Source organism: Gordonia otitidis NBRC 100426, assembly GCF_000248075.1.
GTDB lineage: Bacteria > Actinomycetota > Actinomycetes > Mycobacteriales > Mycobacteriaceae > Gordonia > Gordonia otitidis.
The window spans coordinates 11,891-31,114 of sequence record NZ_BAFB01000046.1; the positions used below are offsets into that span (position 1 = coordinate 11,891).

Annotated in this window: 15 protein-coding genes; 10 read left to right on the top strand and 5 right to left on the bottom strand. The window is 66.2% G+C overall.

Annotated features, from left to right (window positions below):
- Positions 1–31: 31 nt before the first annotated feature.
- Positions 32–1,555 (bottom strand): hypothetical protein, encoded by a 1,524-nt coding sequence (locus tag GOOTI_RS04545; RefSeq protein ID WP_007237398.1) that lies wholly within the window; start codon positions 1,553–1,555, stop codon positions 32–34.
- 345 nt (positions 1,556–1,900) lie between these two features.
- Between GOOTI_RS04545 and GOOTI_RS04550 the strand changes: the two genes are divergently transcribed.
- From GOOTI_RS04550 to GOOTI_RS04565, 4 genes are all read left to right on the top strand, one after another.
- Positions 1,901–3,589 (top strand): AMP-binding protein, encoded by a 1,689-nt coding sequence (locus tag GOOTI_RS04550; RefSeq protein WP_007237399.1) that lies wholly within the window; start codon positions 1,901–1,903, stop codon positions 3,587–3,589.
- A gap of 81 nt (positions 3,590–3,670) precedes the next feature.
- Positions 3,671–4,360: a TetR/AcrR family transcriptional regulator gene (locus tag GOOTI_RS04555; protein WP_007237400.1), complete on the top strand. Its 690-nt coding sequence runs from the start codon at positions 3,671–3,673 to the stop codon at positions 4,358–4,360.
- Between the two features lie 82 nt (positions 4,361–4,442).
- Complete coding sequence (locus tag GOOTI_RS04560; protein ID WP_007237401.1) at positions 4,443–4,952, top strand: DUF6328 family protein; 510 nt, start codon at positions 4,443–4,445, stop codon at positions 4,950–4,952.
- Between the two features lie 91 nt (positions 4,953–5,043).
- A complete protein-coding gene (locus GOOTI_RS04565; RefSeq protein WP_007237402.1) occupies positions 5,044–6,207 on the top strand; it encodes an acyl-CoA dehydrogenase in 1,164 nt (387 codons plus the stop codon).
- A 29-nt stretch (positions 6,208–6,236) separates the two neighbouring features.
- Here the strand turns inward: GOOTI_RS04565 and GOOTI_RS04570 are convergent, their stop codons facing one another.
- Positions 6,237–7,283, bottom strand: a complete 1,047-nt coding sequence (locus GOOTI_RS04570) for an oxygenase MpaB family protein (protein ID WP_007237403.1) — start codon at positions 7,281–7,283, stop codon at positions 6,237–6,239.
- Positions 7,284–7,419: 136 nt separating this feature from the next.
- Here GOOTI_RS04570 and GOOTI_RS04575 point away from each other — a divergent pair, with 136 nt between their 5' ends.
- Positions 7,420–8,043 (top strand): TetR/AcrR family transcriptional regulator, encoded by a 624-nt coding sequence (locus GOOTI_RS04575; protein ID WP_007237404.1) that lies wholly within the window; start codon positions 7,420–7,422, stop codon positions 8,041–8,043.
- Positions 8,044–8,160: 117 nt separating this feature from the next.
- Here GOOTI_RS04575 and GOOTI_RS04580 read toward each other — a convergent pair whose 3' ends face one another.
- From GOOTI_RS04580 to gabT, 3 genes are read right to left on the bottom strand one after another with little or no spacing between them, the layout of a single operon-like run.
- Complete coding sequence (locus GOOTI_RS04580; protein ID WP_007237405.1) at positions 8,161–9,630, bottom strand: NAD-dependent succinate-semialdehyde dehydrogenase; 1,470 nt, start codon at positions 9,628–9,630, stop codon at positions 8,161–8,163.
- Entirely contained in the window at positions 9,617–11,554 is a 1,938-nt protein-coding gene (locus GOOTI_RS04585) for a primary-amine oxidase (RefSeq protein ID WP_007237406.1), read from the bottom strand. Before GOOTI_RS04585 ends, GOOTI_RS04580 begins: the two co-directional genes overlap by 14 nt.
- Before the next feature lie 45 nt (positions 11,555–11,599).
- Entirely contained in the window at positions 11,600–12,979 is a 1,380-nt protein-coding gene (gene gabT / locus GOOTI_RS04590; protein ID WP_007237407.1) for a 4-aminobutyrate--2-oxoglutarate transaminase, read from the bottom strand.
- A gap of 104 nt (positions 12,980–13,083) precedes the next feature.
- Between gabT and GOOTI_RS04595 the strand changes: the two genes are divergently transcribed.
- The 5 genes from GOOTI_RS04595 (at position 13,084) to GOOTI_RS04615 (ending at position 19,213) form a co-directional block, all read left to right on the top strand.
- Entirely contained in the window at positions 13,084–14,586 is a 1,503-nt protein-coding gene (locus GOOTI_RS04595; RefSeq protein ID WP_174299114.1) for a PucR family transcriptional regulator, read from the top strand.
- Positions 14,583–15,623, top strand: coding sequence for an SGNH/GDSL hydrolase family protein (locus GOOTI_RS04600; RefSeq protein WP_007237409.1), 1,041 nt, complete (start codon positions 14,583–14,585; stop codon positions 15,621–15,623). Before GOOTI_RS04595 ends, GOOTI_RS04600 begins: the two co-directional genes overlap by 4 nt.
- A 96-nt stretch (positions 15,624–15,719) precedes the next feature.
- Positions 15,720–16,655, top strand: coding sequence for a type IV toxin-antitoxin system AbiEi family antitoxin domain-containing protein (locus GOOTI_RS04605; protein WP_007237410.1), 936 nt, complete (start codon positions 15,720–15,722; stop codon positions 16,653–16,655).
- A gap of 597 nt (positions 16,656–17,252) precedes the next feature.
- Positions 17,253–18,587: a glutamate-1-semialdehyde 2,1-aminomutase gene (gene hemL, locus GOOTI_RS04610; RefSeq protein ID WP_039993390.1), complete on the top strand. Its 1,335-nt coding sequence runs from the start codon at positions 17,253–17,255 to the stop codon at positions 18,585–18,587.
- The gene (locus GOOTI_RS04615; protein WP_007237412.1) at positions 18,587–19,213 is read left to right on the top strand and encodes a histidine phosphatase family protein; all 627 of its coding nucleotides are present in this window, start codon (positions 18,587–18,589) and stop codon (positions 19,211–19,213) included. Before hemL ends, GOOTI_RS04615 begins: the two co-directional genes overlap by 1 nt.
- Positions 19,214–19,224: the final 11 nt, after the last annotated feature.

Genomic DNA, 19,224 nt, shown 5'->3' on the forward strand with positions numbered 1-19,224 from the left:
ACGGATCGGAGGGCGTGTCGTGGATTACTTCTCAGGAAGCCGCCCGGTGGGCACCCCCTGATGCGCGGTGCTTGCCGACCGAGGTCACGTCGGCTACGGCGGCGTGCGCCCCGGGGGACGGCGCGGCGGTCGGAGTTCCGGTGAGTGGTGCGAGAAAATCGCGAGCCGCTTTTTCGAACTGTGCGATCTGTGATCCGACGGGGTCGGCGGCGGGTGTGGGTGCCGAAGCGGCAGACGTCGACGGCGTGACAACCGCCGGTGTGTTCGCCACGGTGCGCTCGGTCGACGACCCGGTGCTTGGCGACGCCACGTGCGACGCGGCCGCCGTGTGCGTGGGTGCAGCCGGACCGGGATTCTTGCTGGCCACGGCGGCGGGTTCTGCCGTGCGAGTGCCCCGCGGGCTGAACGAGTCGCCGATGTCGTCGAGAAGCTGCTGCCCGGACTGCAGAGTGACGCCGAACGCCTTCTGCAGTCCTTCGATGTTGACGGCGATGTTCTTGTCGAGTTCCTTGCCGATCGCGTCCATGGTGCGGAAGAACTCGTCGGTGCTGTCGCGCAGCGCCTGCGGTGTCGTCGCCGCCCTGGCGTCGGCGATCAGCTCCTGCTGGACCTTCGGGTCCCATCCGTTGCGTACCTCGACCCAGTCCTCACGCTTGGTCTCGTCGTAATCGGGACGGTTGTACACCCAGTCGTGCCGGGTGTGTGGTTGCCCGAAGTCGAAGAACGTGTAGTAGTTGCCGAACAGGTACTGCTTGGGTAATGAGTCGGGTGCTCCGACTGTCCCTCCGAGCTGGCACGGCAGGCAGTAGGTGCCCTCGACGTTGGGATTGAGCCCGATCCACATCGCATTGCCGAGGCGTTGGAAGCTCTTGGCCCACTGATCGATCGTCGGCGCTGCCCGATATCCGGTCGGTTTCTGGGTGAGTGTCTCCCAGATCGCCCGCTGCGGACCCCACGGGTCGAGCTTGTAGGTCTTGCCCGACCAGTCGGGCTGTATGTGGACGACCTTGCCTTCCGGTGTCGTGTAGGTGTCGTGGTCGGGGTCGATCGTGTTGCGGATCTCCGGGAAGGTGTAGCCGAGTACCAGCTGCCACGTCGGCACGGTGCCGTACTGGTCGAAGTAGAAGACGTCCGAACACGGTCCTGGAATGCCGGTGCAGTTGGGCGTCATCGGTGCGTTGGCGGCCAACGAGAGCCACCATTGGTCGTAGTTCGCCTGTGCCACAAGGGGTATCGGGACCATCAACAGGGTGAGGCCTTCGAGTTTTTCCTTGTCCTGCTGGTCGAATCCGACCACGTTGGTCGGGATGTAGAGCCACCAGTTCCCGGAGTTCTCGAAGGCATCGCTGGTCTTGTTGATCGCCTCGTACTCGACGGACGGGATGTTGGCGATCGTCTGCGCGATGTTCTCGGGGACGTGCGCGACCGAATTCTGCGCGGCGAGGCGTACGTCAGCCGCGACTGTCGGATTCGGGGCGCTGGTCGCCGCCGCCACCTGATCGGCCGCCGACACCTGATTCACCGGCGACATATGCGACGCGAGTGAGGAGACCATCCCGACTCCCAGGAGCGCTGCACCGATCGCGGAACCGGATCGCGAACCTCCTGTGCGGACGCTGTCACGGGCTGATTGGGCGTCGGCGTACTTCAAGTGATCCCCCCACGGGCTCGGCTTGTGGTCACGATAGTTCGTCAGTGCGGTGTGTTGCAGAACTCGCGGCGTTCGGTGACCGCGTGTCGGTCGGTTCCCTCCGACCCCACAACTCCTCCCGACCCCACAACACCCGTCGCACCACCCCTTGTGGGGGTGGCGTGCCCACGAGTGTGGTCCATATCGTAGAGGGACGTCAATTGTCGCGGGTACCACTCGCGCGCGTGTGTGCTCACTTGGGAGATCACTGTGTCGTCACTGACAACCGATCCGACTGCCGCCGCGGCAGAGCTCGACGCCGAGTTCGACCGCATCGACTGCGGCTCGGCCAACCGGTCAGAGTTGACCCCCTTGCGGTTCCTGCAACGGTCGGTCGACGTATTCGGCGAGCGCACCGCCATCCGCTACGGCGCGAGGTCGGTCAGCTACGCGGAGCTCGGCGACGAGGTACAGCGCGTGGCGCGAGTACTACGGTCGACGATCAGGCCGGGTGAGCGTATCGCCTACCTGGCGCCCAACGTGCCGGAACTACTCGTCGCACATTTCGCGGTCCCGCTGGCGGGTGGGGTGCTGGTTGCGCTCAACTCCCGCCTCGCGGGCCCGGAACTGGTCTACATCCTCAATCACGCTGGGGTCACCACCCTGTTCTTCGACGCGGAGTACCGACACACCGTCGCGGCCATCGCCGACGAGGTGCCGGAGGTGACCTCCTACATCGAGATCGCCGACCCTGAGTTCGGGCCGGTTCCCGGTGACGTCGACGCGTCCGGCATCGGCGGGTTGCGTTCGTACGCAGAGTATGTCGCGAGCGCGGACGAACTCGATCAGGCCCCGCTGCCGTGGACTGTCGACGACGAAGACCGCGTCATCAGCATCAACTACACCTCGGGCACGACAGGAAAACCCAAGGGCGTGATGTATACGCACCGCGGTGCCTATCTCAACGCGCTCGGCGAAATGCACCACAACCACTTCACCGGCACGACTCGCTACCTGTGGACGCTGCCGATGTTCCACTGCAACGGGTGGTGCACCCCGTGGGCGGTCACCGCGGCGTCGGCGATGCACGTCTGCCTGCGGCTCGTACGCGGCGACGCGGTATGGGACGCGATCGACGACCTCGGCGTCACCAATCTGTGTGGAGCGCCGACGGTGCTCATCACCATCGCTGGCTCGCCGCGCGCACACCGACTCGACGCGCCGCTGCGCATCACGACGGCGGGTGCACCACCGTCGCCGACGGTTATCGGAGCCCTCGCGGCGCTCGACATCGCCGTGGTCCACGTGTACGGACTCACCGAAAGCTATGGGCCGTACACGATTTGCGAGTATCAGGAGGCGTGGAACGATCTCGACGCCGCCGACCGTGCGACCAAGCTGTCGCTCCAGGGTGTCGGAATGGTCCAAGCCGAGCCGGTGCGGGTCGTCGAACAGGGGACTGTTCCGCTCGTCGACGTGCCCGCCGATGGCGAGACGATCGGTGAGATAGTGATGCGCGGCAACAACATCATGGCCGGATACTTCAAGGATCCCGAATCAACGCGTAAGGCGTTCGAGGGCGGCTGGTTTCACACCGGCGACCTCGGCGTCATGCATCCCGACGGCTACATCCAGCTGCGCGATCGTGCCAAGGACATCATCATCTCGGGCGGCGAGAACATCTCGACGATCGAGGTCGAACAGGCACTGGTGAGTCACGATTCGGTTCTCGACGTCGCCGTGGTGGGCGTACCCGACGAGAAATGGGGTGAGCGGCCGCGTGCCTATGTCCTGCTGAAGGAAGGGCAGTCGCTCACCGCGGAGGAACTGATCGACTACGCGCGAACGTTGTTGGCGGGCTATAAGATCCCGCGCGACATCGTCTTCGCCGACGAACTGCCGCGCACGTCGACGGGCAAGGTCCTCAAGTTCGAGTTGCGCAAGCAGGCCGTGGACTGAGGGCTCACGCCGGGAGCGTGTGAGCCCGCTGGTGCCAGCCGGTGAACGCGAACCACGCTCAGTCGGGGCTAATCTGAAAAGATGGCACCGAGTGACACCGCGGGAGGGACGATCGACCTCCGCACGGAGGTCGTCGCGGCGTCGATCCGTCTGTTCAGCGAGAACGGGTACGAGTCGACGACGGTCGATCAGATCGCAGCTGCCGCCGGCGTGTCCAGGCGGACCCTCTTCCGACAGTTCAGGTCGAAGGAGGACATGATCTTCGCCGACCACGAGGTGCTGCTGGCCGCCGTCGCAGAACAACTCGCCGACAGCGGCGACTCCGATCCCTGGGCGGCGGTGTGCACGGCGGCCGAATTGGTGTTCGTTCACTTCCTCACAAGCCGTGACCTGGCAGTTCGTCGTATGGAGGTCGTGTCGAAGGTGTCCGCGCTGCGTGAGCGCGAACTCGTGACCACCTACCGCTATCAGCGCGTGTTCGAAGAGCATCTGCGTGCGCGGCTCCCCGACGAATCGCCGGTGCACATCGTCGCCTTCGCAGCGGCGATCACGTCGGCGCACAACTATCTGCTTCGTTCGATGATCCGGGGCGACGCCGATGCGACGCTCGAGCGGCTGCGGAGGGATCTCGCCAGAATCCGGTTGGCCCTCGGTGCCACCCGGAGGCCTGAGGTTGCGGTCATCACCTATCCGGCCGGGATGAGCGCGGATGAGATCTCGCGCGCGGTGGCCGATCAACTGGATGAGGACCGGGCCGCGCGCCGACACTGACGGTTCTGCGTTCGCGGGCGACGCGTAGGAACTCAGGTGCAGTTCGACTATGTTCGCGGCGCCGCGGTGCGACCATGGATCCATGGCCCACCCCGAAGGCGACGCCGAGTGGAACGAGGCTGCGCGAGCGGAGACCACGACCCAGCGGCTCGACCGGAACTGGTCGGCTCTGCTGCAGGAACTGCGCGTGGTGCAGACGGGCGTGCAGATCCTGACAGGTTTCCTGCTGACCCTGCCGTTCCAGAACAGGTTCGACCACCTCGGACACGGATTTCGGACCGTCTACCTGGTCACCGTGTCCGCGGCGATCGCCGCGGCGATTCTGCTGGCAGCGCCAGTCGCGTTGCACCGTGCGCTGTTCCGACGACATCAACTCGAGCTCATCGTGACCGTCGCCCACCGGATGGCTTACGTCGGTCTGCTGCTGCTCGGCGTGGCCCTCGTGGGTGCAGTCGCCGTCGTATTCGAGGTGACCACGTCATCGACGGTCGCGGCAGTGTGCGCTGGTGTGGCGGTCACCGTGTTGTTCGGCGCACTGTGGTTGGTGTTCCCGCTCGCACTCCGCAAGAAGGTCGGCGAGCCCGATCACTAAGCGAGTGGCACCGAGTGTCGACAGCGCACGATGCAAGCGAGTATCGTGGCACTCAGTGTCGTCGACCGAATCCACCGATTGAGGAGCCACCATGGGTTACGGAAATCCCGATTTCCACGTTTTCGAGTTGCCGGAGGAGCACATCGCACTGCGCGAGGCCATCCGCGCCCTCTCCGAGAAGGAGATCGAGCCCTACGCCAAGGACGTCGACGAAAACGCGCGATTCCCGCAAGAAGCCCTCGATGCCCTCGTCGCGTCGGGTTTCAATGCCATCCACGTGCCCGAGGAGTACGACGGCCAGGGCGCTGATTCGATCGCCGCGTGCATCGTCATCGAAGAGGTCGCACGCGTCGATGCGTCGGCCTCGTTGATCCCGGCGGTCAACAAGCTCGGCACGATGGGGCTCATCCTCAACGGCTCCGAGGAGCTCAAGAAGCAGGTTCTGCCGTCGATCGCCGCCGGGGAGGCAATGGCGTCGTATGCGCTGTCCGAGCGCGAGGCGGGTTCCGACGCAGCGTCGATGAAGACGCGCGCCCGCAAGGAGGGCGACAACTGGGTCATCAACGGCACCAAGTGTTGGATCACCAACGGCGGCAAGTCCACCTGGTACACGGTGATGGCCGTGACCGACCCGGAAAAGGGTGCCAACGGCATCTCCGCGTTCATGGTGCACAAGGACGATCCGGGCTTCACCGTCGGTCCGTTGGAGAAGAAGCTCGGCATCAAGGGTTCGCCGACCGCTGAACTGTACTTCGAGGACTGCACCATTCCGGCCGACCGGATCATCGGCGAGGAGGGCACCGGCTTCAAGACCGCGCTGCAGACCCTCGACCACACCCGCCCGACGATCGGTGCGCAGGCCGTCGGCATTGCCCAGGGCGCGCTCGACGCCGCGATCGCATATGTCAAGGAGCGCAAGCAGTTCGGCAAGCCGATCAGTTCGTTCCAGGGCGTCGAGTTCATGATCGCCGACATGGCGATGAACCTCGAGGCCGCACGTCTCATGGTCTACACCTCGGCCGCGCGTGCCGAGCGTGGCGAGAAGAACCTCGGCTTCATCAGCTCGGCGTCGAAGTGTTTCGCCTCCGACGTCGCGATGCAGGTGACCACCGACGCCGTGCAGCTGTTCGGCGGCGCGGGCTACACGCGTGACTTCCCGGTCGAGCGCATGATGCGCGACGCCAAGATCACCCAGATCTACGAGGGAACGAACCAGATCCAGCGCGTCGTGATGAGCCGCGCACTGCTGCGCTGACGCCCGATCGCACGTAGGCACAACATAATTCACGACGACGCCCCCGCTCGGATTGCGACCCGAGCGGGGGCGTCGTCGTCGCGAGGCAGGTGTGCTGACGTCAGCCGCGCGCGTGCCTCCTGCGGGGTGACCGTGGACTCCGTCAGCGGCGGCATGCCGCGGAAATGCTGTGCGTACACCGCGCGTGTCATCGGGAGCGAGCGAAGCGCCGTGAGTGTGATGTGTGGTCTGGCGGCAATCCGGATCGCCTGTTTCACCAGCGGCCGATAGACGACGTCGACGATGCTCGGCTGATCCATGTCACCGAGTTCACGCATCCACCGTGGCAGGGTGGCGATGACGGCCGGCGCCGTGAGATTGCTCAGTACAGCGAACTGCGCATTGCTCTGCGACAACGGTGTTCGCAGAAGGTAGTGCATTCCGCGTCGGGCCCGCTCCGACGTGCATAGCCGTGGACGGACGGCCGCGAAGTAGTCGTGAATCCCGTCGCGGTCGGCCGGAACGGCTGCGGGGTCAAAGGTCTGTAACTGCGCGGCCACAGCGCATTCGGCCCAGTATCGCCGCTCCTCGGTGGGCGTCAACGGCCCCGGTCCGTACATTTCGTAGCACTTGATTACCGAATGCCAGCCGGTCAGGTGAATCCACAGTTGTGAATCGGGATTGTTTGCGCTGTAACGTTTTCCGCTGATCGGTTCGATACCGGTTGCGTCTGCGTGAACTCGCGTCAGTAGATCCGACGCCTCGATCGCCGATCGCCCATCGGCGAGCGCCACTATCAGGAAGTACGACAGCGTGCTGTCCAGCCTGCCGCGCGGATCGGTGTAGATGCCCGCCCGATCGGCCACAGCCGCGGTGAGGAATGGGTCGAAATGCTCGAGTACCACCGACCGCTGGAAGGCGATCAGAGAGGTGGGCGACGACCAGACTCGCCACGTCGGGGAATCGGGTCCGAAGAACCCGTAGTTCTCACGACGACGAGCGGGGTCGAACGGCCAGCCGCTGTCGGTGAGTGTGCGCCGAGGCGGACGCCGAGCGCTCTCGGGTGAGGTGTCATGGATCGGTGCGGTGGCGGTCACGGTGCTCCTCGTGTGTGGACGGTCGACGGTCCGCCGTCGAGTGCAGACACCCCGAAATATACATAGGTGTAGGAATAGAATCTACAGTTGTGTAGGAAGATGTTAGACCGCGTTCGTCGCCAGATACGGTGGACGAATGAACGCTCCCGCTTCGTCGTCACGACGGCACCGGGCCGAGCACCTGGGGCCCGGGCGGCGTCGACCACAAATTCTCGACGCAGCGCTCGACATCGCGGCCGCACAGGGTATCGCCGGCGTGACGATCGCGTCGGTTGCTGAGCGGCTCGACGTCACGCGTCCGGTCGTCTACTCGTGCTTCGCCAGTCGTGCAGACCTGGTCGACGCCTTGCTCCGGCGCGAGGAGCGATATCTCGACGCACGGCTTTCCGAAGCGGTGCACGAGCGCACGGTCAATGCGGGCGAGGACGTCTTCGTTGAGGGCTTCAGTGCGATGCTGCACGTCGTCGTCGATCGTCCGCAGGCGTGGCGACTGGTGTTCGGTCATCCCGACCCGGTCGTGGCGGACCTCGCAGGTTCAGGCAGGGCCGCGATGGTCGCGAGATGTACACGCCTGCTCGGGCCCACGTTGTCGGCATGGGGGATCGACGACGCGCAGACCAAACTGCCTGCACTGGTGGAGTTGTGGGTATCTGCGGGGGAGGGGGCAGTGCGTACGCTGCTGGCCGACGACACCTGGACTCCGGAGTCGCTCGGCGGTGTCGTCGGCGCTGCCGTCTACCGAGCGTTGCGCGGAGCCTAACCGGCGTAGGCGGGTTGGAACTGAAAGTTCGCGTGCTGTGTCTTCGCTGTGTCGAGGAAGATCTTCATCCTCCGCGGCACAAAGATGCCGACGTCACGCACTGATGTGGAGGTGACCTCAGCTCAGCGCGACGTACTTGACGGTCAGGTACTCGTCGATGCCCTCGGAGCCACCCTCGCGTCCGATTCCCGATTGCTTCACACCGCCGAACGGCGCCGCGACGTCGGAGATCACGCCACGGTTGACCCCGACCATGCCGACGTCCAGCTTCGACGCGACACGGATACTGCGGTCGAGGTCGCGGGTGAAGAAGTAGCCGGCGAGCCCGTATTCGGTCGAGTTGGCGGCTGCGATCGCCTCGTCCTCGGACTCGAACGTACTGATCACCGCGACCGGTCCGAAGATCTCGTCGCGGGTGACCGGTGCGTACGCGTCGACCTGGTCGACGACCGTCGCCGGGTAGAAGTAGCCCTTGCCATCGGGTGCCTTGCCGCCGAGGCGGACCCGGCCTCCGTGAGCGACGGCGCTCTCCACTGCGGCAGCGACCTTGTCGCGTTGTGCCGCGGTGACGAGCGGTCCGAGCGTGACGCCCTCCTCGTTGCCGGGTCCGAGGCGCACCGCCGACATCTTCTCGATGAGCTTCTCGGTGAACTCGTCGGCGACGCCGGCCTGCACCAGGAAGCGGTTCGCCGCGGTGCAGGCTTCGCCACCGTTGCGCATCTTCGCCAGGAAGGCGCCCTCGACGGCCTTGTCGACATCCGCGTCGTCGAACACGAGGAACGGCGCATTTCCGCCGAGTTCCATGGACGTGCGCTGGACGCGTTCCGCGGCCTGGGCCATGAGGTTCCGACCCACGGGAGTCGACCCGGTGAAGCTGATCTTACGAATGCGGTCGTCGGTGATGATCGCCGACGCGACACCGCGCGCATCGGTGGTCGGCAGCACGGACAGCACGCCTGCAGGAAGTCCTGCCTCGGCGAAGATCTCGGCCAGGGCGAGCATCGTGAGCGGGGTCTCGTGCGCCGGTTTGACCAGCATCACGTTGCCCGCGGCGAGCGCCGGACCGATCTTTCGTGTGCCCATGGCGAGTGGGAAATTCCACGGCGTGATCGCCAGTGACGGCCCGACCGGCCCGTGGCTCACCAGGATTCGGCCCGTCCCGCCGGGGGACTGGGTGCAGCGGCCGTCGATCCGGACGGCCTCCTCGGCGAACCAGCGCAGGAACTCGTTGCCGTACTTCGTTTCCGAGAGGCTGTCGGGCAGTGCTCGACCGAGCTCGAGTGTCATGAGCATCGCGAGGCTGTCGGCTCGATCGGCAACCAGTTCGAAAGCACGACGCAGGATTTCACCGCGCTCACGGGCCGGGGCGGCGGCCCATGAGTCGGCGACGGCGACGGCACGGTCGAGCGCGTGCACGGCATCGTCGACGCTCGCGTCGGCAACCGACACCAGCGATTCCTCGGTGGCCGGATTGATGACGTCGAATGTCTTGCCGCCCTTGGCCTCGACCTCCCGGCCGTCGATCCAGAGACCGGTGGGTACTCCGTCGAGCACGGCCTGTGGATCAAGCACCTCAGTGCTGGTCATGCGAATTCCCTTCGTGATGGCAGTGGGTCGGAGGCGAGGCCTCGACGTCGAGAGAGGGGTTGCGGTCGAAGAAGCCGAACGGCTTGAGCCAGAACGACACCGTGTCGGCGGGCATCACCGGCCAGTCCTCCGGCCGCGTGATGTGATGAATGCCGAACGTGTACCACAGCACGACGTCGGTGTTCTCGATCGGTCGGTCGGCCTTGGTCCACACACCGAGACCGGTGTCGCGTTCGGACTGGTTGACGAATTCACCTGCGGGCCAGCGCTCGTCGGGATGATTAGGTGTCACCCAGAGGGTATGACCCATGACGGTGGCGCGCTGGAAGATCGGCGACGCCGGGTCGAACATCGCGGGGAACGCTCCCGTGGGAACCAGCTTGTACGCCGGGTTCAGGCCGAGGGCCGTTGTCTTGTTGGGATTGGCGATCTTCCACGACTTCTGCGTCGCGAAGTTCGGATCCTGCATGCCTTCCGACTCGGTGCGCAGCGGGGTGTTCTGTTGCACCAGGCCGAGTCCGAGCGGATTGTCGGGACCCATCGGCTCGACGAGGGTCTCGCTGGCATACACGGTGTTGTCGCTGCCGTCGATGTCGAGATCCATCCGTGCGACCAGGAAGTGCTGGTGGAACGGTGCGTATGTCCGGTTGTCGATCGTGGTGCCGTGCGGATTCGACGTCACGCCCTCCGGCATCGGTGTGGTCACCATGATGCCGGTGGCGCGCACCTCGCATTCGATGTTGCCGTCCTGGTAGAAACGCCAGTAGACCAGGTACTCGTAATTGGCAACGGTCACATGGAAACTCACCGTCAACCGACGCATACGACGGACCTCGGCGCCCGCGTCGTGATCAACGTGCTTCCACAGGACCGCGTTGTCTTCCTCGTGGATGCAGATCGCGTTGGTGATGGTGTACGGCTCGCCCGCGCTGTTGTGCAGCGTGGCGTCGAGGTATCGGATCTCGCCGAGGCAATCGCAGCCGAGCTCCAGCGACGTCGTCATGAAGCCGAGACCCCACTCTCCGATGTCGAAAGCCGTTCGGCGGTAATGGTCTTCGCTGGGATCGCGATAGGGGACCACCATCTCCGCGAAGGACAGACGGTGAGCGATCTTGCGGACGTTGCCGCCGTCGTCGTAGGTGACGGTGTGTAGCGTCATGCCTTCGCGATAGTTGAATCCCACACGCAGAGACCACTTCTGCCACGTCAACTGGTTTCCGTCGAGCGTGAACGACGGGCCGTCGGGCTGAGTGATCTCCAGCGGCTTGAGCTCGGGCCGGTTGAACGTGTCGCGGATACGCTGCGGGATGTGCCGTGGCACGTACTCACCCATCACCGTCGGCTGGTCGAAGCCGCCGGTGTCCTCGATCCGCAGCAGCTCCATCGTGTTCACGTCGATCACGCAGTGCAGACCCGACACGGGATTCGCGTACGGGTTGGAACCCTCGCTGTTGCGAATCCACGTGTCCGACCAACCGAGACGTCGACCCTTGTACTCCTCGGGGATCACCGCGCCGCCGTAGGTCCACGTGTCCATGAAAACCGAGTCCATATCGGTGATCCCACGCTTGGCCAGCGCCGCTTGGACGTCGGGATGGGCGCGCAGTACGCGGTCGCACTCCTCGAACTCGTCGACGGTGAAATTCGCCTGGACGTCGGGGATCAGGTCGAACGAGTCGACGCTGCCGCCGGAGATCGACACGAATGCCTTGTATGTCGTGTTCTCTCCGCTGTTGAAGCAGACGACCACGGCTCGACGCGGCGGTGGTGTGCCGTCGGTGTCGTAGGCGGCGAGTTCGCTCTTGGTCGGTTCGGCGAGTTCGATCGACGCGTAACGCCAACCGTCGCCGACGCCCTGCTCAGAGCCGAGTATCGCGGTGACGGTGCGGAATTCTTCGGCACTGAGTGGATCGAGCGGATGCATGGCAGAGCTCCTTAACGTTCGGGCGACAACCGGTGGGCACAGCGTTCAGGCGTTGTCCTTGATGGCCTGGCACAGCACCGCCAGGCCATCGCGCAGCAGATCGTCGCCGATGACCAGCGGTGGCAACAGGCGTAGCACGTTGCCGTACGTGCCGCAGGTCAACGCGACCACTCCCTGCGCGAGTGCGGCCTTCGCGGCAGCGGCCGTGAGGTCGGGGTTGGGTTCGCGGGTCGCCGTGCCGTCCTCGGCCGGTGTGACCAGTTCGACCGCGATCATCGCGCCGCGGCCACGGATGTCGCCGATCACCGGAAGCCCCGCCCCGGCGAGTTCGTCCGCGGTCGCTGTGAGGGTTTCGGTGATGATCGTCTCGATGTGCCGCGCACGGCCGCACAGATCCAGCGATTCCATCTGCTCGATGGCTGCCAGCGCCGCAGCGCAGGCCACCGGGTTTCCGCCGTAGGTTCCGCCGAGACCGCCGCCGTGGACGGTGTCCATGATGTCGGCGCGTCCGGTGACCGCCGACAGCGGCATACCGCCGGCGATGCCCTTGGCCATGGTGATGAGGTCGGGTTCGACGCCCTCCTGCTCACACGCGAACCACGTTCCGGTGCGGGCGAATCCGGCCTGCACCTCGTCGGCGATGAACAGCACGCGGTGCGCGGTGCACCATTCGGCCAGCGTCGACAGGAATCCCGGTGCGGGAACGATGAATCCGCCCTCACCCTGGATGGGCTCGATGACGATTGCCGCAGTGGTCTCCGCGCCGACCTGCTTCTCGATCATCGAGATCGCGCGCTTGGCCGCGGCGACGCCGTCGCTGCCGAGTTCGTCGCGGTACGGGTAGCTCATCGGCATCCGGTACACCTCGGGCGCGAACGGACCGAAGTTACGCTTGTAGGGCATGCTCTTCGCCGTCATGGCCATGGTGAGGTTGGTGCGGCCGTGATAGGCGTGGTCGAAGGTGACCACGGCGTTGCGTCGCGTCGACAGTCGCGCGATCTTGACCGCGTTCTCGACGGCCTCGGCGCCCGAATTGAACAGCACGGTGCGCTTGTCGAAGTCGCCGGGCGTGATCTCGTTGAGCTTCTCGGCGACGGCGACGTAGCCCTCGTACGGCGTCACCATGAAGCAGGTGTGCGTGAAGTGCGCAGCCTGCTCGGCTACCGCGGCGGCGACGGCGGAGTTGCTCGCGCCGACCGACGTGACGGCGATGCCTGAGCCGAGGTCGATGAGCGAGTTGCCGTCGACGTCGACGATCACGCCGCCGTCGGCGTCGGTCGCGAACACGGGGACAGTTGACCCGACGCCCGCGGCGACGGCGGCCAGACGACGCGCCCCGATTTCCATCGAGCGCGGGCCGGGGAGTTCGGTCACCAGCTTCCGCTCCTGGGGCAGCCGGTAGGTGATGTCGGTTGCTGTGGTCATGGACACCAGTGTTCGCCTGCGACGCCTACCTGCGGACCTGACAAGTTGTCCACCGGGTGGTCTCTTTGCTGCCAAGATGTCCAGTGCACGGTTACGGTGGTGTGGTGACCACCGTTCGATGGCTGATGGCCCAGCGTCGGCTCGAACTCTCGCTCCGTGCGGGCGTCGACGGCCTCGACCGTGAACTCGACTGTGCGGTGAGCTCTGAACTCGTCTCGACCGCCGACTGGCTGCAGGGCGGGGAGGTGCTGCTCACCACCGGGATGCGATTGAGCGTCGACGACCCTGACGGGCAACGAGAGTTCGTGCGCAGCCTCGACGCAGTGGGTGCCGCGGCGATCGGTTTCGGCGTCGGCCTCGGTTTCGACGAGGTGCCCGCCGACCTGTTGGCGGCGGCCGACGAGTTCGGTCTGCCGCTGTTCGAGGTGCCGCTGGCCATTCCGTTCTCGGCGATCACCCGCGCGGTTCTCGACCAGATCGCCGCGCAGCGCTCGGCCCGGCTGGTGTCGGCCACCCGCGCACAACCACGTATGACCAGGGCCGCAACCGCGTCGGGCTCCAAGGGGCTCGTGCGCGAACTCGCCGACGCCGTCGGGCAACGGGTGATCTTGCTCGACGCCGCGCACACCCCGGTGGCCGAGGCGCCGGGTCCGGCACGTCCCGACGAGCTCGAGCAGATCCGTGCCGTCGCGCTGCGTGACCCCGCCTCCGCGGGTGCCGTCCGCGTCACCGACGACTCGGTGCTGACCGTCGCGCGAGTCGGCTCGGGGACAACCACGTTCGGTCATCTGGGCGTGATCGGATCGAGCCCGCTCGACGATGTCGGGCGCATGTTGATCGGTCATGCCGTCTCGCTGCTCGCCATCGAATACGCCAAGCCGCAACAGGTTCGACGCGATGTCGGCGAATTGCAGGGCGAGGTCCTCGCCCTCGCCATGGAGCGGCACATCGGGGAGCGATCTCGCGAGATACTCTCGCGCGCAGCAGATCCCGCTGGTCGGGTGCGTGCGGTGGTGTTCCGCTTCGAAGGAGTCGACGACGCGCTCCGGGGCGCACGCCGCCTTGCCATCGAGTTCGAACACCGCTGGCGCCCGGTGTTCGTGCACCGGCGCGAGGACGAGGTCGTCGGACTCGTCCGCGGCGACGACCACATCCAGTTCGCGACCGGTCTCCTCACGATGCTCAGTTCCACCGGCGGGGTCCGCGGCGGTCTGGGTCCCTCGGTTCCCGTCGACGATCTAGCCGACTCGGTACGTCAGGCCAAGCTCTCGTGCCGCTCCGCGGCTGCCGGCCAGCTGGTCGACCTCTACGATCTACGCTCCCTGCTTGCCAGTGACAGCGTGCGAGAAGTGTTGCACGACAGCTACACCGAGCGCATCGCGCCACTCGTCGCGTACGACGCCGCAAACGGCGGCCAGCTTCAGCAGAGTTTGCTGGCGTTCTTGGAGGCCAACGGCAACTGGGGTGTTGCCGCAAGTGTGCTCGGAGTGCATCGGCACACACTGCGTGGACGCATCGAACGCGTCGAGGACATGCTCGCCGTCGACCTCACCGACGCCCGCACCCGTGCCGAACTCCTCCTGACCCTGCTGAGCGAAAGCGCATGATCACCACGCGCCACCGGTCGCCCTCGTCCCGGCCGCTACACATGGCGGCCGCGCGCACCCGACGGGTGCTCGCTTCCCGGGAGGGGCCCGCATCCCGGCTGCGCATGACGGCCGCACCGACCCGACACATCCGCGTCATCGCAGCGCTGCTCATCGCGGTCGCATTCACCGCGACCGCCTGCGCCGACGGCACCGGTGATCGCGCCGAGGGCACCAGCAATCCCGTCGACAGCACCAGCACTCGGGCCGAGGGCACCAGCGATCGCGCCGACAGCACCGTCTACGTGAACCTCGGCGACAGTTACAGCGCCGGAACGGGAGTCAGGCCGTTGGTCGAGGACTCGCCGTTCCAGTGTCAGCGGTCCTCGTTGAACTTTGCGCACGTGCTCGCGCAGCGTCGCGGCCTGGCGCTCGACGACGTCAGTTGTGCCGGTGCGACGACGTCGGATTTCTTTGCGGCACAGTACTTCGGCGTCGGGCCCCAACTCGATGCGCTTGGGGATGGCACGCGGTTCGTGACGCTCATGATCGGTGGCAACGACGGAGACATCTTCTCGGGGACGATCCGCGACTGCGGCGACGTCGCGGCGGAGAATCCCTCCGGTTCGCCCTGCCGCGCTCGGTACGGCGACACCTTCGTCGAACGTGTCCGCGAACGCACCTATCCCGATGTGGTCAGAGCGCTGCGGGCGGTCGGCGAACGCGCCCCGCACGCGCGTGTCCTGGTGGTCGGGTATCCCTGGATTCTGCCTCCGACGACCGGCTGTTATCCGACGATGCGCGTGGCAGCGGGGGACGTCGCCTACATTCGCGACCTGCAGTCGACGCTCAACGACACCGTCGCGCGGGCAACGGCCGCCACCGGCGGGACGTTTGTCGACATGTCGGCGGTCTCCGAGGGGCACGATGCGTGTCAGCCCGAGGGAACGCGGTGGATCGAACCACAGGTCGGGTCGTCGGCTCCGGTCACGGTGCACCCCAACGCCGCTGGGCAACGGGCGATCGCCGACGAGGTGGGTGCCGCGCTGGCCCGGTGACCCGGGTACTCCACAGTGTGGCGTCCGTGCACAGCATCGCTCGCAGCTGCGAGGTCGACGCCGACGAGCGGCGCCTGTTCGGCGACGCTGTGGTGTGTGACCGAACCCCAGCACGACGACCACTGGCGCGGCGTCTTGTCCTGGGCGGAGCTCAAACGCCGCGGCTTCAGCCAGGCCCAGGTGCGGCGGATGGTGGCCGTCGGCGACCTGCGAGCGCTGCGTCGAGGGTGGTACGCCACCGCGAACGCCGACCCGACAGTCGCCTCGGCTGTCAGCGCCGGCGGTGTCTGCACCTGTGCGAGCGCGCTCGAACTGCACGGTGTCTGGGTCGCTCCGTTCGGTGACCTGGTGCACGTCCGCGGGCGCAACGTCGCCCCGAACGGATCGACGGGGACACATCATGTGTGCAGGCGGTATGGACGGGCGCAACCAGAGCTCTATCCCCTCGACGACGTGGCGACCGCGCTCGCGTATGCGGTCCGATGTCTCGAGGGCGAGGCGATCGTCGCCGCCTGCGACTCCGTCCTGCACAAGGGGTTGCTCGAGTCGTCCGACCTGCAGGCGATGTTCTCGTCGATGCCGATCCGGATTCGACGGCTCCTCGACAGGTGCGACGGCTGCGCCGACTCCGGGGCCGAATCGATCTTCGGGTTCCGGCTGGCTAGCTTGGGTATCGCGTTTGAGAGTCAGGTCGAGATCCCCGGTATCGGCAGAGTGGATTTCCTGATCGGAAAGCGGCTGATCGTGGAGGTCGACAGCATCGCTTATCACGACAAGTCGCCTGCGCAGCGCGAGAAGGATCGAGTACGAGACGAAGCCGCCCACCGCATGGGTTACATACCGTGGCGGATCTCGTACAAGAGGCTGATGTACAGCTGGGACGAGGTGGTCGAGACACTCCTGGCGATGATCCGCAGGCGCGATCACCTCAAAGCGTTGGCGGAGCCGCCCGAACTGACGCGCCTCGCCGCAGAGTCCGGCGCGGATCACGCACTCGGCTACTGGGATGACCCGGACTTCGCCGGCTGCTGACTCAACGTCGCCGGCTGTTGCGCCACACGCCGCGGAGACGCGTCCCACCCCGACCCCGCGCTCCGGACGGGCCTGCCGCGCGGGCTTCTGCGCAGCTTCGGGCGCCCCAACACTGACCCGCGCGCTGGCCGCCCGCCGGGCATTCGGGAGTGCGTACACAACTGTGACGTCAGCGGGACGTCGCGACAATAGTTGTCGTGGCGTACCGCTGAGGGCCCGATTGTGTAGGCACCGGGCCGATAGCCGTGTGGGTGGTGGCGTGATCTGGAGCTCCGGACGCGTTGAGCAGTTCTTCTTGCACGCTCGCGTGCCGCGCCCTGGCCTCGGCGCCCGTAACGCGTCAGGTCGCGGAGCTCTACGCGCGCTCTCCCGCGCCGCACCCCGATCTCGCCGCCGGACATTCGGGAGTGCGTACACAACTGTGACGTCAGCGGGACGTCGCGACAATAGTTGTCGTGGCGCACCGCTGAGGGCCCGATTGTGTACGTACCAGACCCGACTGCCTGATACGCCGCCATCGAGACCTCGTCCAACCTCTGTGACGCCCTGACCAGGGCGAATTTTCCTTGATCGTTGCGATTTGGAACACTGGTGGCCGTGAGGAGTTCCGCTGAAGTCGCAGCCCGTTCCACCGAATTGTTCCGCCGGGCCCAGGACGCGACCCCTGGCGGGGTCAATTCGCCGGTACGTGCGTTCTCCGCGGTCGGCGGCACTCCGCGATTTATCGCCTCGGCGCAGGGCTGCCATCTGACCGATGTCGACGGCAACGACTACGTCGATCTCGTCTCCTCCTGGGGCCCGATGATCCTCGGGCACGCGCACCCCGCTGTCGTCGAGGCGGTCCAGAAGGCGGCGACGCACGGCCTGTCGTTCGGTGCGCCGACCGAGGGCGAGATCGAACTCGCAGAGGAGATCATCGACCGCGTCGACCCGGTCGAGCGGGTGCGCCTGGTCAACTCCGGCACCGAGGCGACGATGTCGGCGATCCGGCTGGCGCGCGGCGCCACCGGCCGATCCAAGATCATCAAGTTCTCCGGCTGCTACCACGGTCACGTCGACGCGTTGCTCGCCGACGCAGGATCGGGCATCGCGACGCTCGGCCTCCCGACGACGCCCGGCGTCACCGGTGCTGCAGCTCACGACACCATCGTGTTGCCCTACAACGACCTCGACGCCGTCGCCAAGGCTTTCGACGCCTTCGGTGACGAGATCGCAGCCGTGATCACCGAGGCCGCAGCGGGGAACATGGGTGCCGTCGCACCCGTCGACGGGTTCAACGCAGGCCTGCGCGACCTCACCCGACGCCACGGCGCGCTGTTCATCATCGACGAGGTGATGACCGGCTTCCGTGTGAGTCCGTCCGGTTGGTACGGCCTCGAAGGTGTCGCGGCCGACCTCTACACCTTCGGCAAGGTCATGAGTGGTGGGCTCCCCGCGGCAGCGTTCGGCGGACGCACCGACATCATGGAGAACCTCGCGCCCACTGGACCCGTCTACCAGGCGGGCACATTGAGCGGTAATCCCGTGGCCGTCGCGGCAGGACTCGCGACGCTCCGTCACGCCGACGCCGACGTCTACTCAGCCCTCGACGCCAACTCCGACCGTCTCGCCTCGCTGTTCGACGAGGCGCTCACCGACGCCGGGGTCGGGCACCGGGTGCAGAAGGCGGGCAACCTGCTCAGTGTGTTCTTCACCTCCGATCCGACGGCGCCGATCACCGACTATGCCGCGGTCAAGAACACCGAGACCTGGCGTTTCGCGCCGTTCTTCCACGCGCTGCTCGATGCGGGTGTGTATGCGCCGCCGAGCGCATTCGAGGCCTGGTTTGTCTCAGCGGCGCTGGACGAGGATGCTTTTGGTCGAATCGCTGACGCGCTGCCGACGGCAGCCCGCGCCGCAGCGCACGCCACGCAATCGGGGGAGTCCGACTGATGCACACGATCGTCCACATGATGCGCCACGGAGAGGTGCACAACCCGGACGGCATCCTCTACGGTCGCCTGCCCGGATTTCACTTGTCGACGACGGGTCGGGCGCAGGCGGAAAAGGTCGCCGGCACGCTCGCCGATCACGACATCACCGCCGTCTTCGCCTCGCCGTTGCAGCGCGCGCAGGAGACAGCCACCCCGATCGCCGCGGCGCACGGTCTGCCGATCTTCACCAATGACCAGCTCATCGAAGCCGACAACGTCTTCGAAGGACTCAAGGTCTCCGTCGGTGACGGTGCATTGAGCAAGCCCCGACACTGGTTCAAGCTGCGCGACCCCTTCACCCCGTCGTGGGGCGAGCCCTACATCCAGCTCGCGCACCGCATGCTCGCGGCGGCCAACAAGGCCCGCGACGCCGCGCGCGGACACGAGGCCGTCTGCGTCAGCCATCAACTGCCCGTCTACACGCTCCGACGCTTCCTCGAAGGCCAGCGCCTCTGGCACGACCCGCGTCGTCGTCAGTGTTCACTGGCGTCGCTGACCAGCCTCATCTACGACGACGACGCGCTCGTCGACATCATCTACTCCGAACCCGCAGGGCATTCCGATCCGCTCGCGACCGGGGCATGAACCGGGTTCGA